This window comes from Chryseobacterium sp. CH21 (genome assembly GCF_004119445.1).
Classification (GTDB): domain Bacteria; phylum Bacteroidota; class Bacteroidia; order Flavobacteriales; family Weeksellaceae; genus Chryseobacterium.
In genome coordinates this window covers 66,914-80,728 of sequence record NZ_QICI01000067.1, presented here as the reverse complement: position 1 = coordinate 80,728, position 13,815 = coordinate 66,914, and the positions used below count along the sequence as shown (strand labels likewise).

Below are 13,815 nucleotides of genomic sequence, written 5' to 3'. Positions count from 1 at the left end.
AGCCTGTTAAAAACCGTACTTTTGTTTTTAATTATTCTAAATAAAACTTAAGTATGAATAAATCTATTTTCTTAATCGGAAGCCTTGTGGCATTTTCTCAAGTTGCTGCCCAGAAAAGAGATTCATTAGAACAGAACAGGCTTGATGAAGTAATTGTTACTGCATCAAGATCTCCGGAAATTGTAAAGAAAACAGCTTCTACGGTCAATATCATCAGTAAAAAAGAAATTGCAGAGCAATCATTGATTTCTGCCGATCTCAGTAATATTTTGGCTTATAAAGTCCCTGGATTAGCATTTGGGAATAATCTGGTGAGCAACAGAGGGCAAACGTTAAGAGGAAGAAATGTTCTGATCATGATTGACGGAATTCCACAATCCAGTCCTTTACGTAACAATGACAGAGAAATCAGAAGCATTGATCCTTCTGTATTAGAAAGAATTGAAGTGGTAAAAGGAGCGACTTCCATTTATGGAAATGGCGCAGAAGGAGGGATCATTAACTATATTACCCAAAAAAGCACTTCTGGTAAAGTTTTTTCAGGAAGAACCGTATTAGGATTCACCAGCCATGATTTGTTTAATAATAAAATGTTCAAATCAGATGGTGGCGCAGGATATAGAGTTTCACAAAGTTTCTTCGGAAAAGCAGGAAAGTTCGATTATCTTGTAAATGGAACTCTTACCCAAAACGGAGTAAAAATAGATGGTGAAGGATTAGTCCAGAATCCAAGATACGGATTGGGAGAAACTGCCGTCAACAATATTTTTGCCAAAATAGGGTATGATTTGAATGAGAATAACAGATTGGAAGCGATGTATAATTACTATTCGAGTTTGCAGGATTCCAAATATATTTTAGATCTTGGAAAATATGGCGAACGGCCTTCTACCGGTAAATTGGGAGATAGAGAAGGCGTAAAAGAAGGGACAAGATATAACCACAACGGATATCTTAAATATATTAATAAGAATATTTTTCGTAACACTACCCTCAATACAACCTTATATTTCCAGGACTTTTATACGATTTATGATTACAGAAATGCTCCAAGATGGAAAACAGGAGGACAATCGGCCATTTTAGAGAAAAAATACGGTTTCAGAGCTGATTTTAATACGGAATTTGGAAAAGAAAAAGGGTTAAAAGGTTCATTGACTTATGGTCTGGATCTTTTAGATGAAAAAACAAGCCAGCCGCTGGTTGACGGAAGAATGTGGGTTCCTGAAATGGATATGCTTGCTGTAGCCCCTTTTGTACAGGGAAAATTATTCCTTACTGATGATCTTACGGTAAAGGCAGGAGTACGATGGGATAAAATGTCCGTAAAAGTTCCGGATTATACTACGTTGCCTTCTAACAAAGATGTTCCATTCAATGTAGAAGGAGGAAGATTGAATTATTCAAACCTGTCTTATAATGTAGGTGTGAGCTATGTGGCATTTGATTTCTTCCAGCCCTTCACTTCTTATTCCAGAGGATTTAATATTTATGATCTGGGACGTGTGCTGAGAGATGCAAAGAGCAATGTTCTGAGTGAAATCAATACCGATCCTGTAGTTATTGATAATTATGAAATTGGTTTCAACAGTAAGATCGGACAGTATGTAGATTTTTCAGCCAGTTATTTTTATAATTATTCCAAACTTGGAGCTGATTTGGTTTCTGTAAACGGTTTTTGGACCCCGCTGCGTGCACCTCAGTATATTAACGGAGTAGAATTAGCTGTGAATATTTACCCGACACAGGGATTAACGATCGGAACCAATTACACCTATCAGGAAGGAAAGGTAGATGTGAAAAATGACAACAGCTACGAAAAATATTTAAGCGGTTTAAGAATTGCACCTGCAAGGCTGAATTCTTTTGTTAAATGGAATGATAAAGCTCAGAAATTACAGCTGGGAGTTTATCACATGTACTCATTTAAAAGAGATCAATTTGAGCCTGCCGCTTCTGGAAAGTATGATGAAGGAGAAGGACCTGTCAAAAGCTTTAACCTTTTCAATGTTCAGGGAAGCTATAAGCTGAATAAACTCCTTACCATAGGACTTGGAATTGAAAATGTTTTCAACACCTCTTATTTTACGCCTACCTCGATGTATACCGCTCGTGATGCAGAATATGTAAGAGGAAACGGAAGATATTATACGGTTTCTCTTAATTTTAATTATTAATCTTAATACTTTTTTATAAAACGAGCCCTTTTCTATTTCGAAAAGGGCTCGTTTTTTTAGTGAAATTGCTTCTTACTATTTTTGAAATAATGTTTATTTTAGGGATTTAAATGAATTATTGCAGAGAATGAAATATGTTTTAGGAATTTGGTCAACAATTTGTCTTATCCCGATCCTGCTTTTTTTATTTCAGGATCAATCTATCAAAGGGGTGAGTAGAGTTGATTTAAAAAATACTCTTTTAATTTTTATAGGTGGGGTCTTAATTATGTTTTTAATAAGAAAAGGAATCAAATGTTTTAAGTAATTTTTATAGAAACAACACCATGAGAAAAATAGTTATACTGTTTTTTATTCTTTCATTTGCCACTTATAATTCCCAACTGAAGCTGGGGAAATATATGAACATCTGTTATGTTACTGATGCACCAAGTTCTATACTTTTGCTTCAGAAAAACAGTAACTTCCTTTTAATTTATCCTGGTTCTGTAGAACAATTTTCCGGAGTCTGGACAGTTAAAAAGGATACTTTGTTTCTGACATCACAATATCATAGTGCATTAGGGAAAAATGATAGTATTTCTATAAATAAAAAAGAATATTTCTTAATAAAAAGAAAGAAATTAATACCTGTCCAAAATGGAAAATGTTTTTTAATCTTAAAAAAATAAACTCTTACATATGATTAAAGAGTTACAGAAGCTCAGGATCTAATGAATGATGGGCAATATATGCCTGCTGTTACTATTTTGCAAAATATAAATGGACTGTCTCCAAAAGCTGAAAACTATAGATTATTGTTTATGGCAAATTGTTGGTATAAGCTAGGAGAATATCAATGGACTATTGATATTGCTGATAATTTATTACAGAAAGATGAGCATAATGAGCTGGCTTCTCAGATGAAATATTTGTCCTATTGTGAGATTAGAGATTTTGATAACGCATTAGAAGAATGATACGTTTTTTATCATTTAATGAAGCAGATGTTTATAAAGTAACTCTGGAGGAATTATTAACAGATATCAAAAATGGCTTTATTAATGAAAAGGCAATTGTTTCTAAAATCAAAGAACTGGCACTAAAAAATAACTGCTTGAAGTAAAATATTTAAACATGTTCGTCTAAAATAAAACAGCAGGAATATTCCTGCTGTTCTTTAATATAAGTTGCTTGATCTTTTATCTCTCAATCATAATATTCTTAACAAGTGTTTCTTCACCTACTTTCAAAACGCCAATATACACTCCGTTTTGTAAACTTGAAACATCAATCTTTTTTTCATTATTTACTTTCAGAAGAGATCTTCCCAAAGAATTATTGATTTCAAAGCTAAAATTAGCTTCTTTGGAATCAGGTAAATCAATATTCAGGACATTATGGGCAGGATTAGGATAGATTTTTACCATCTCTAATGAATTTTTAGCAGCTGCTTTGCTCATTGTGGTAGTTGCCGTTGCAAAATGCTGTAAAGCGCCTACAGTAGCCTTCCCGATATTATAAACATATACAGGATCCATATTGGTAAAGGTATCTTTTGAAGAATGTGGGTAGGTGCTACGGATTCTTTCAAAATATCCGGTGATCACTTCCCCTTTTTGTTCAAAAGGAATATAATCTGTATCAGCGGCCGGATCTACAGCCGTCTGAAGAGGAGAGTAGAGTGCTGTACAGTTTCTCAATTGCTGAGTCACCGCGGCAGAGGCCGCATTATTACTGGAAACCCCTCCCTGATCTTCATCACAGTACACCGTGTTATTGTTATTTCCTTTTACACCACCTACCTGATCCAGATTGATGACCAGTTTGATATCCAATTTGCGGACACCTCCTTGGTATACTACATTATTCACATAGTGACTGCTTCCTTTTAACCCTTGTTCTTCACCGGAAAAATGGATGAACTTGATGGAATATTCAGTAGGGACATTTCTTAAAATTCTTGCTGCTTCCAGAATAATGGATGTTCCGCTGCCATTGTCATTCACCCCCGGACCATAAATGGTATCGAAATGCCCGCAAATAATGACATACTTATTAGGATAAAGCGTTCCGGTTTTGGTAATAATTAAATTTTTGGAGCTCGTACTTCCGAAAGTAAACGGACTTTCTACAATCTGGCTGGCGGTATAACCATAAGCAGTGTACTTATTTTTGATCCAGTTCAAAGTGTTGGTATTGGCTACAGAACCAGTAGTTTTTACGCCTAAATTACTAAACTCCTGAAGATTGGCAGTAATGTTGGCCTGGGTAACCATATCCGCTCTGTCTTTGTAAGCCTGGATAAAGCTTTGAGCCCCGATGCACTGCATCACGAATGCAGTGCACAAAAGTGTTGTGAATTTTTTCATATAAATAATATTATTTTGGTAACACGAATGTAGTAAATAAATCACAACAAAGTGTTTAATATTTTAAAATAAAATGAAATTTAATATGAATGTCATACTGTTTTTGTGGGTTTTGTTATAAAAGATTGAATTGCAGATGTTGGCAAAAAATAAAAAACCTCTGAATGACTTCAAAGGTTTTCTATTTAAAAAGGTTATCATGTAAATTATCTTTCAATCATCACTTTTCTTACAACCTTTTGGTCTCCCACTTTTAAAATCCCAAGGTAAGCACCGTTTTCCAATCCGGAAGCATTGATTTTCATTTCATTGCTTCTTTTGAAAATTGATCTTCCCTGGAAATCGGTAATTTCAAAAGTAAAATTCTTAATTCCCGAATCCGGAAGCTCAATATTGATGGCATCCTTTACAGGATTGGGATATATTTTTATATTTTCAAGGGTGTTTTTTACAACCGTTTCATGAGTACCGAGTGTTCCTGTAGCAACGGCAAAATGTTGCAATGCCCCCACTGTGGCTTTTCCTATTTTATAAATATATACAGGATCCGTATTGGCAAATGTATCATTTACTGTATGGGGATAGGTACTTCGGATTCTTTCAAAAAAGCCTGTAATAACTTCACCTTTCTGCTCAAAAGGAATATAATCAGTGTTTTCCGCAGGATCTACAGCCGTCAGAAGAGGAGAGTAGAGTGCTGTACAGTTTCTGAGCTCCTGTGTTACAGCAGCAGAAGCTGCATTATTGGTTGAAAGCCCTCCCTGATCTTCATCACAGTAAACCGTATTGTTATTATTTCCCATCACACCGCCTACTTGATCCAAGTTGAAAACAAGTTTAATATCCAAAACACGGTTACTTCCCTGGTAGGCAACTGTGTTAGCATAATGTGTGCTCCCTAAAAGACCTTGCTCTTCACCAGAAAAATGAATGAATTTTATAGAATATTCGGTAGGTACATCTTTCAGAATCCTTGCTGCTTCAAGGATGATAGAAGTTCCGCTTCCGTTATCATTAACTCCCGTTCCGGTAATACTGTCGAAATGCCCACAGATAATTACATATTTATTAGGATATACGGTTCCGGTTTTGGTAATTACCAGATTCTTAGAGGTGTATCCTGCTAAAGTAAAAGGGTCTTCTACCATCTGGCTGGCAGTATATCCATAGGAAAGGTATTTGGTTTTAAGCCATTCCAGAGCGTTGTTATTGGCTGTAGTCCCTGTTTTTTTTACTCCTAAAAGAGCAAAATCCTGCAGGGATGTGGTAATATTGGTTTGATTCACCATATTCGCTCTATCCTGATAAGCCTGAATGAAACTTTGAGCATTCAAACTGCACATCGCGATAGAAGCCAGTAAAAAAGTAGAGATTTTCTTCATTGTATAATTCTGATCCCTGAAATATTAATAGAATTTAAAATAAAATCAATATTCAGGATGGTACTATTTATTAATGATTATTTTTTTGGTTGTATTTCCTTTTTCTGTCTTAACGGTAATCATATAAACTCCATTTTTAAAGGCTGAAGTATTTATTTTTTCTTCGTTTTCAACATTTAAAACTGAATTTCCTGCCATATCATTAATCTCAACTTTAAATTGTTTTACCTTTTGTTGAAATTCTATTGTTATAAGATCTTTAGCTGGGTTGGGATACACTCTTACTGTTTCTGCTGAACTTTGTGTAGTTTCTTTGGTACTTAAAAGATTGCTGGTTGTAGTAGCTACAGCAAAATGCTGCAAAGCTCCCACAGCTGCTTTCCCTACCTTGAAAATATATACTGGATCAAGATTGGCATAAGTATCATTCACGGTATGCTCATTATTGCTTTGGATGGTTTCATAAAATCCGGTAATGGTATAGCCTTTGGCCTCAAACGGCATATAATCTGAGCTGTAAGCATGAGAAAGATTGGTCTGAAGAGGAGAGTAAAGGGTAGTGCAGGTCATCAGTTCCTGAGTCATCGTATTAGAGATTGCATTATTGGAAGATACTCCGCCTTCATCTCTTTCACAGTTGATTGTATTGTTGTTGTTTCCTATAAGACCTCCTACCTGATCAATGTTTAGAACCAGTTTTATATCCAAAACACGGTTACCTCCCTGATAAGCAACATTATTTACATAATGATTACTTCCCACAAGACCCTGTTCTTCCCCGGAAAAATGAATAAACATAATCGAGTATTCTGTAGGAACATCTTTCAGAATCCTTGCTGCTTCAAGAATAATAGAAGTTCCGCTGCCGTTGTCGCTTACTCCCGGTCCTGTAATAGTATCATAGTGCCCACAGATAATAACATATTTGTTGGGGTACAAAGTCCCGGTTTTGGTGATAATTAAATTTTTTGAGGCATTACCTCCATAGGTGAAGGTGTCTTCAGAAAAGTCGCTTGCTGTATATCCGTAAGACAGATATTTGTTTTTAAGCCAGTCAAAAGCATTGTTATTAGCTGTTGTACCCGTTTTTTTACACCCAACCCAGCAAATTCCTGAAGGTTGGTGTTGATATTGGTTTGGGTGACCATATCAGCTCTGTCTTTATAAGCTTGAATAAAACTCTGTGCACCAATAGTTTGTAATGCAACAGAAGTCAGCAAAAAAACGGCAACTTTTTTCATTGTAATACTTTCTTTAGAGATTGCTAATATAACAATAAATTATCATTTATTGTTAATGATTAACATTGTATTCAATGTATTATTTGTTGTTTTAATAATTTTAATTCTTTTTCTTGAATTTGTTAATATACTAGTTTGTGGTTCTTTTAATTGTTTGTATTTGTTTATATTTTTCTATTATTTTAAATATTTTATGTTAAATATTTTGCATCTGATCCATTAACCTAATATATTTTGGTATTAATGTGCCAAATTATTAGAAAACTTATGGAAACTGAATTCTGTACTGAAAACAGAAAGTAGTTGAGAAAGTACACAACAAAAAAAATCCCGGGAAAAACCCGGGACTATATTGATAACAAAATCTATTCTACATTATTTTACTTGATCTACAACAGCTTTGAAAGCTTCAGGGTGATTCATTGCTAAATCTGCTAAAACTTTTCTGTTAAGTTCGATGTTGTTCTTTTTAAGAGCTCCCATAAATTGAGAGTAAGACATTCCGTGCTCTCTAGTTCCCGCGTTGATACGAGTGATCCAAAGTGCTCTGAAATTTCTTTTCTTCTCTTTTCTACCACGGTAAGCATATTGCATTGCTTTTTCTACCGCGTTTTTAGCTACAGTCCAAACGTTCTTTCTTCTTCCGAAGAAACCTTTAGCTTGCTTAAAAATTTTCTTTCTGCGAGCTCTTGAAGCTACGGCATTTACTGATCTTGGCATAATTTAAATTGTTTTTTTGAAAAGGGCGGCAACTGATGTTACTCTTATTTGCACCGTTTCAGGGTTAAATTGTTGAATTTGTTTTGAATTCTTATAAACCGAATATAGATTTATAAAAACTACTTAATTGCTAATTGACGTTGAACGCTTTTCTCGTCCACTTTAGCTACGTAAGAAGTAGTAGTAAGATTTCTCTTCTGCTTAGTTTCTTTCTTAGTTAAGATGTGGCTTTTGTAAGCATTTTTTCTTTTGATCTTACCAGAACCGGTAAGAGCAAAACGCTTTTTAGCACCTGATTTCGTTTTTAATTTTGGCATTGTTTTGCTTTTTTATTGTTTTTGTTATCAATATCTGTTTTGGCTACTCCTAAAGACATTAGGAATAATAGTGTGCAAAGATACGAAAAAAATCAATTCGAGCTTTCATAATCTTTGGTTTTATCATAATTGTATAAAAAAACCGCCTCTGTTCAAGAAGCGGCTATAGCTCTAAAAATTATTTTTATAAAAAGTCTTCCACAATGATGTCATTTCTTTCTTCATTATTTCCTCCTAAAACAACTTTAATTCTGAAACCTGTAGGAATAGCTGCTCCTGCTCTTGAATAAAGCTGAAGTTTCACATGTGGGTTAGCCACATAATAATTAACAGCAGTATTAGAACTCCAAAGCGGGCTTCCATCTCTGTAGATCACCATATTTCCATCGTTTTGCACAATAAGTGATGGAGTACCTGTACTTCTGTAGGTATTGGAATGCCATAATACAGTATTAAGTCCTGGTCTTTCTCTGTATAGAACAAGGTTATTGTCTGTCTGCATGATAAATCGGTAAGTACTTCCGTTGTATTCCATGCTGATAGATTGTCCTGCACTTAACGTCTGAGGGTGATTGGTAGATTCTTTTAAAAGTTTGTAACGGGTAAGGTCTATAAGACGGGATGCGCTCTTTCCATCTGCAGTAATACTTTTCTCGATTTGTGTATTCGCATTCACATTGTCAAGATCATTGTCCTGAGCACAAGATGCCAAAAGCATCGGAAGACTTAATAAAGTCAGCAATTTGGTTTTCATAAGTTATAATTTAACAATACAAATGTAGTTATTGTAATATTAAATCACAAATTTGAGACTAAATAAGTGTTGTTTTACTCTTTGTTTAAAGGGGTCTGGGTTTTAATTAAAACACTAAATAGTGATTTTAAATAAAAAGGCATTGTTAAAAAAAACGATGCCTTTGAAATATTTTAATACAAATTAATTATGATTGGAAAAAAGATAATAAATCTTTATTGATGGTTTCCGCCTCTGTTGTAGGCATACCATGAGGAAAACCAGGATAAGAAATTAGTTTTCCATTTTTAAGGAGGGTAGCAGCCACTTTACCTGTTGTTTCAAATGGTACAATCTGATCATCTTCACCATGCATCACCAATACAGGTAGATCTACGCTTTTCAGATCTTCCGTGAAATCTGTTTCAGAGAATGCTTTTACACAGTCGTAATGCGCTTTGATAGAACCGCTCATTCCCTGTCTCCACCAGTTTCTCTGGATTCCTTCAGAAATATTGGCCCCTTCTCTGTTGTACCCATAAAAAGGGAAGGTAATATCAATGAAGAATTGCTGTCTGTGCTTCGCTGTATTATTTCGGATATCATCAAAAACAGAGATTGGAACTCCATTCGGGTTATTGTCATTCTGAACCATAATAGGAGTAACTGCGCTTACCAGTACAGCTTTCGAAACTCTTCCGTTACCATGTTTTGCTACATATCTGATCACTTCACCACCTCCTGTAGAATGTCCTACGTGGATGACATCATTTAAATCTAGTGCTTCTACAATTTCTGCTACATCAGAAGCATAAGTATCCATGTCGTGACCGTAAGGAGTCTGTTCTGATCTTCCGTGTCCTCTTCTGTCATGAGCAATTACCCTGTATCCCTGTTCTAAGAAGAAGAACATTTGTGCATCCCAGTCATCACTCGATAATGGCCATCCATGGTGGAAGAAAATAGGTTGTCCTTTTCCCCAGTCTTTGTAATAAATTTCTGTTCCGTCTTTTAATCTAAGTGTGCTCATCGTTTCTTTTTTAATGATTAATAAATAGTGTATTTGACTTTTTTATATTCACAAATGTAGATAGAAAATCTTCACAATATCTTGATGTAAGATAATAATTGATTAATTATTGTTGAAAAATAATAATATACAGGTAATATTATTTGAGAATAAATGGATTAAAAGTCTTTATAGTATAGAAATGAGCCAATAAAACACTCAAAACAGCTTTTAAGTGGTGTATGAAGGATCGTATATAACCATGAAAAATAACTGATAATAGGGATTGTCTTATTATTTGATTCTCCCTAATATTGAAATTCAGTTATACTTGATGATTTCTATAACTTTTTTTAAAACCTTTTAAATTATAAATGTAATTGATCTATGCTTTCATCCGCAGATTTACACCTTGAAAGAGCCTTGTTTCTTGCTGTACTGATTTTATTTTTCGGAGCAGGAATTTTGTACACACTCATTATTTTGATCATTCATTCTTTACAGAAGAAAATTAAAACTGCAGGTTATTATTTTCTTTCATTCCTACTTTCCGGAGTGATTGTAGTAATAATGTCTATACTTTTTTTGTATACAATGATTTTATAATAAGTTGGAAATTATGTGTTAAAAGTATTTTCTGAAAAAATATGTATGCAAGCTAAAAAACCACTGTTATCAGGGATGTTTTCATGTAATACCTGTTACTATCTTTACCATCGAAAATTGATTAAAAATAAAGCGGTGAAACACCAATATTAATTCAATAACTTCTATAGCTTTCTTTTTCACCCATAATGAAAGGATAAATTCTTATTTCGAACAAACACTACAATATAAGCATGGGTAAAAACAATAACAAAATAAAATTGGGTGGAGAAGAAGCTATAAAAGTAATAATTGATCTGGATCGGATTGTCTTTTCGCTTTACGGGATAAAAAGTCATTTTACCGAACAAAACAGCCTCAAAATCAATTAGCGGGTATTTACCTATATTTACATTCTTTACTATACAAAAAACTTAATAAAGATAAGGGGTTGATGCACAGGTTACTATTTATATTTACTTTATTTATTTGTCCGGTTTTTGTTCAGGCACAAGATGTCTTAAGCAAATTAGAAAAAGAATACATCTCTACTTCAAACGATACGGCAGAGCAATTGAATCTTGCTCCCAAATATGCTACAGCTTTATTTTTTCATAATCGCAAGCCTCAATCTTATCAGATTTTAGAGGCCAATATTTCCATGGCTAGAAAACAGTCTGATGGGAAATATGCTACTATTTTATATGCTGTGCAAGCCATGAATTACCGCCTGGATAATAAAGGAGCTGAATCTTCAAAAAGTCTGGAGATGGCAAAAGCTTACAGCTTGAAAACAACCAGTAACGAAGCAAAAGGTTATCTGCAGTATGCAAAAGGCTGGATTCTGATCCGTAATAATAAAACAACTGATGCTGTTTCCGCTTACCTGAAAGCTATTGAATATTATGAAAACTCACCAACCACTTCCACATTATACGGAAGATTTGGTAATGTTGCTAAAGAGTTATCAACTATCTATTCCAACCTCAATGAATACCAGTTGGAAGAAAAGTATAGTAAACAATTTTTGTTGCTTGCATCCAAACAAAACGACCCTAATCTTATTTTTGATGCCTACATGCGAATGGGCTATGTATACGAACAAAAATATACTCAAAATCCTTCAGATACAGGGTTTAGAAATAAAACAGAACAGTATTATTTACAGGCTATAACTACTTTTAATAAAAATAAAGATGCAATGCTCAACAGGAGCAGTCTTTCCTATGCAGCCATCAATTTAGCTAATTTATATACTGATTTTGATAAAGATAAGGCAATGCAGTATGCCACATTAGCCAACAGCGTGAGTTTGGAAATAGGTGATCCTATCCATATTGCTTCTTCATTTGGAATTTTGGCTGAACTGGCTCTACAGGATAAAGAGTATGATTTGGCTAAGTCTTACTTTCTAAAAGCCTCTATGGAAATTGGGAAAAGTCCGGTCAGAGATCATAATATTGAATTGTCTATCCTTGAATCATTATCCAGAATCAGTGAAGAACAAGGCCATTATAAAGAAGCCCTCACTTATTATAAAAGTTATGTTGATCAATACAAAAGTGTTTACGATCAGGAAAAACTGGATATTACCAAAAGATTAGAATCTCAGTTTGATAAAGAACGACAGGAGCAGAAATATATTAAACTGCAGCTGGAAAGTGATAAAAAAGCACAGGAAATTAAGTTAATTAATATACTTCGGGCACAGCGTGAGCAGGTGTACAACAACTTAAAACTGGTAGAAGAAAATCAGCGTGAAAGATTAAAATTCTCAGAACTTGAATCGGAGAAAAAGGAACAGCAGCTTCGTTTGGCAAAATTAGAAACCCAACAGAAAAATAATGACATCAACAGCTATAAAAAATTATTAGCCTTCAAAGAAAAAATCAATACCTACTACATTTTCTTTATTATATTCTTCATTATTCTGATTTTATTATTGCTGTATGCCTATAAACAACGTGCCAAGTCTCTTAAGCGGAGGGATGAATTGCATGCTTTAGCCATGGAACAGGAGAAACAAAATTCAAAAATATCTACCCTTACCGCATTGCTTGAAGGGCAGGAACAGGAGCGTGGCCGTCTGGCTCGTGATCTCCATGATGGATTGGGAGGTTTGCTTTCCGGAACTAAACATCAGTTGTCTTATCTGAATCCTTATCAGTCTGAAAATATTGAAGAAGGAATTTACAAATCAATTGATCAGATTGATGGTGCTGTAGAGGAGTTAAGGCGTGTAGCACACAATTTAATGCCGGATCTATTAATGAAATATGGACTTGAGGTTGCCATTCAGGAGTTTGCTTCCCGTATTTCCAATAATGCTTTAGAAATCCACACAGAGTTTATCAATTACAGCAATTCTATATCTCAGGAAAAGCAATTGATCATGTACAGGATCATTCAGGAACTGGTTAATAATGCTATAAAACATGCCAGCCCTTCCGAAATTATTATTCAGATCAGTGAAGAAGAAAATGTATTAAACATTACAGTAGAAGATAACGGGCAAGGTTTTGATCCTAAAAGCTTAGACGTTAGAAAAACAGCAGGTTTTCATAATATAGAGTTAAGAATCCAATTTTTAAAAGGAACAATGAATATCACCTCCGAATTGAATATTGGTACCAGTATAGAACTTCAAATTCCTATTCATTAAACATGATAAAAGTAGCCATAACAGACGATCACCCACTTCTCTTAGAAGGATTGAAGAATATTTTAGGAAACAGCAATACCATAGATGTGGTAGATTGTTTCAAAAACGTTTCAGAAATGAATACAGGTCTTGCAAAACAAGCCATCGATATTTTATTGCTGGACATCAATCTTGCAGATACCAACAGTATCGAACTCATAAAACCAATAAAGAAAAAATATAGTAATCTCCAGATCATTATCCTCAGCGTTCACAATGAACTGCCTGTTATTAATAGTTCTCTGGCTGAAGGTGCTTTGGGATACATTCAAAAGAATGCTTCAGTTTCTGAAATTCTGGAAGGAATTACCAGTGTGTATGAAGGTTCACAATTTTTATGCTCACAAACCAGATCTGTTCTGGAGAAGAAATCAACTGATGGATTAAACCAGGTTCCGAAACTAACCCGAAGAGAAAAGGAAATTCTCGGGGAAGCAGCGAAAGGACTTACAACGAATCAAATGGCAGAAAAATTGTTTATCAGCCCGCATACCGTAGAAAGTCACAGAAAGAACCTTATTGAGAAATTCCAGACATCCAATCTTAGTTCAGCCATCAAACTAGCGATAGAATATGGATTGATTATTGAATAAAATATT

Annotated in this window: 13 protein-coding genes; 5 read left to right on the top strand and 8 right to left on the bottom strand. The window is 34.5% G+C overall.

Going from position 1 to position 13,815, the window contains the following annotated elements:
- Window positions 1-53 precede the first annotated feature (53 nt).
- The 3 genes from BOQ62_RS14430 to BOQ62_RS22530 all read left to right on the top strand — a co-directional run bounded on the left by BOQ62_RS14430 (window position 54) and on the right by BOQ62_RS22530 (window position 3,282).
- The gene (locus BOQ62_RS14430; protein WP_129040559.1) at window positions 54-2,177 is read left to right on the top strand and encodes a TonB-dependent receptor; all 2,124 of its coding nucleotides are present in this window, start codon (window positions 54-56) and stop codon (window positions 2,175-2,177) included.
- A gap of 713 nt (window positions 2,178-2,890) precedes the next feature.
- A complete protein-coding gene (locus BOQ62_RS14425) occupies window positions 2,891-3,136 on the top strand; it encodes a hypothetical protein (RefSeq protein WP_129040557.1) in 246 nt (81 codons plus the stop codon).
- Window positions 3,133-3,282, top strand: coding sequence for a hypothetical protein (locus BOQ62_RS22530; RefSeq protein WP_164976754.1), 150 nt, complete (start codon window positions 3,133-3,135; stop codon window positions 3,280-3,282). The genes BOQ62_RS14425 and BOQ62_RS22530 overlap by 4 nt, the downstream gene beginning before the upstream one ends.
- A gap of 76 nt (window positions 3,283-3,358) precedes the next feature.
- Here BOQ62_RS22530 and BOQ62_RS14420 read toward each other — a convergent pair whose 3' ends face one another.
- The 8 genes from BOQ62_RS14420 to BOQ62_RS14390 form a co-directional block, all read right to left on the bottom strand.
- Complete coding sequence (locus BOQ62_RS14420) at window positions 3,359-4,528, bottom strand: M28 family peptidase (protein WP_129040555.1); 1,170 nt, start codon at window positions 4,526-4,528, stop codon at window positions 3,359-3,361.
- Window positions 4,529-4,734: 206 nt separating this feature from the next.
- Window positions 4,735-5,910, bottom strand: coding sequence for a M28 family peptidase (locus tag BOQ62_RS14415; RefSeq protein ID WP_129040553.1), 1,176 nt, complete (start codon window positions 5,908-5,910; stop codon window positions 4,735-4,737).
- Window positions 5,911-5,973: 63 nt separating this feature from the next.
- Window positions 5,974-6,849, bottom strand: a complete 876-nt coding sequence (locus tag BOQ62_RS14410; protein ID WP_262708344.1) for a M28 family peptidase — start codon at window positions 6,847-6,849, stop codon at window positions 5,974-5,976.
- A gap of 20 nt (window positions 6,850-6,869) precedes the next feature.
- Complete coding sequence (locus BOQ62_RS23390; protein WP_228414177.1) at window positions 6,870-7,151, bottom strand: hypothetical protein; 282 nt, start codon at window positions 7,149-7,151, stop codon at window positions 6,870-6,872.
- Between the two features lie 375 nt (window positions 7,152-7,526).
- Entirely contained in the window at window positions 7,527-7,871 is a 345-nt protein-coding gene (gene rplT / locus BOQ62_RS14405; protein WP_034694451.1) for a 50S ribosomal protein L20, read from the bottom strand.
- A 119-nt stretch (window positions 7,872-7,990) separates the two neighbouring features.
- A complete protein-coding gene (rpmI, locus tag BOQ62_RS14400; protein WP_002979658.1) occupies window positions 7,991-8,188 on the bottom strand; it encodes a 50S ribosomal protein L35 in 198 nt (65 codons plus the stop codon).
- 184 nt (window positions 8,189-8,372) lie between these two features.
- The gene (locus tag BOQ62_RS14395) at window positions 8,373-8,942 is read right to left on the bottom strand and encodes a hypothetical protein (RefSeq protein WP_164976753.1); all 570 of its coding nucleotides are present in this window, start codon (window positions 8,940-8,942) and stop codon (window positions 8,373-8,375) included.
- 187 nt (window positions 8,943-9,129) lie between these two features.
- Entirely contained in the window at window positions 9,130-9,951 is an 822-nt protein-coding gene (locus tag BOQ62_RS14390) for an alpha/beta fold hydrolase (protein ID WP_129040551.1), read from the bottom strand.
- A 1,018-nt stretch (window positions 9,952-10,969) separates the two neighbouring features.
- On the opposite strand from BOQ62_RS14390, the gene BOQ62_RS14380 reads away from it, so the two are divergent.
- Window positions 10,970-13,177: an ATP-binding protein gene (locus BOQ62_RS14380; protein ID WP_129040547.1), complete on the top strand. Its 2,208-nt coding sequence runs from the start codon at window positions 10,970-10,972 to the stop codon at window positions 13,175-13,177.
- Window positions 13,178-13,179: 2 nt separating this feature from the next.
- Window positions 13,180-13,809: a response regulator transcription factor gene (locus BOQ62_RS14375; RefSeq protein ID WP_129040545.1), complete on the top strand. Its 630-nt coding sequence runs from the start codon at window positions 13,180-13,182 to the stop codon at window positions 13,807-13,809.
- Window positions 13,810-13,815 lie beyond the last annotated feature (6 nt).

Bases quoted from the DNA above. Each gene is read 5' to 3' on its own strand.
- BOQ62_RS14375 (WP_129040545.1), top strand. From the start codon at position 13,180: ATGATAAAAGTAGCCATAACAGACGATCACCCACTTCTCTTAGAAGGA.
- BOQ62_RS14420 (WP_129040555.1), bottom strand. From the start codon at position 4,528: ATGAAAAAATTCACAACACTTTTGTGCACTGCATTCGTGATGCAGTGC.
- rplT (WP_034694451.1), bottom strand. From the start codon at position 7,871: ATGCCAAGATCAGTAAATGCCGTAGCTTCAAGAGCTCGCAGAAAGAAA.
- BOQ62_RS14380 (WP_129040547.1), top strand. From the start codon at position 10,970: ATGCACAGGTTACTATTTATATTTACTTTATTTATTTGTCCGGTTTTT.
- BOQ62_RS14415 (WP_129040553.1), bottom strand. From the start codon at position 5,910: ATGAAGAAAATCTCTACTTTTTTACTGGCTTCTATCGCGATGTGCAGT.
- BOQ62_RS23390 (WP_228414177.1), bottom strand. From the start codon at position 7,151: ATGAAAAAAGTTGCCGTTTTTTTGCTGACTTCTGTTGCATTACAAACT.
- BOQ62_RS14395 (WP_164976753.1), bottom strand. From the start codon at position 8,942: ATGAAAACCAAATTGCTGACTTTATTAAGTCTTCCGATGCTTTTGGCA.
- rpmI (WP_002979658.1), bottom strand. From the start codon at position 8,188: ATGCCAAAATTAAAAACGAAATCAGGTGCTAAAAAGCGTTTTGCTCTT.
- BOQ62_RS22530 (WP_164976754.1), top strand. From the start codon at position 3,133: ATGATACGTTTTTTATCATTTAATGAAGCAGATGTTTATAAAGTAACT.
- BOQ62_RS14425 (WP_129040557.1), top strand. From the start codon at position 2,891: ATGAATGATGGGCAATATATGCCTGCTGTTACTATTTTGCAAAATATA.
- BOQ62_RS14390 (WP_129040551.1), bottom strand. From the start codon at position 9,951: ATGAGCACACTTAGATTAAAAGACGGAACAGAAATTTATTACAAAGAC.
- BOQ62_RS14430 (WP_129040559.1), top strand. From the start codon at position 54: ATGAATAAATCTATTTTCTTAATCGGAAGCCTTGTGGCATTTTCTCAA.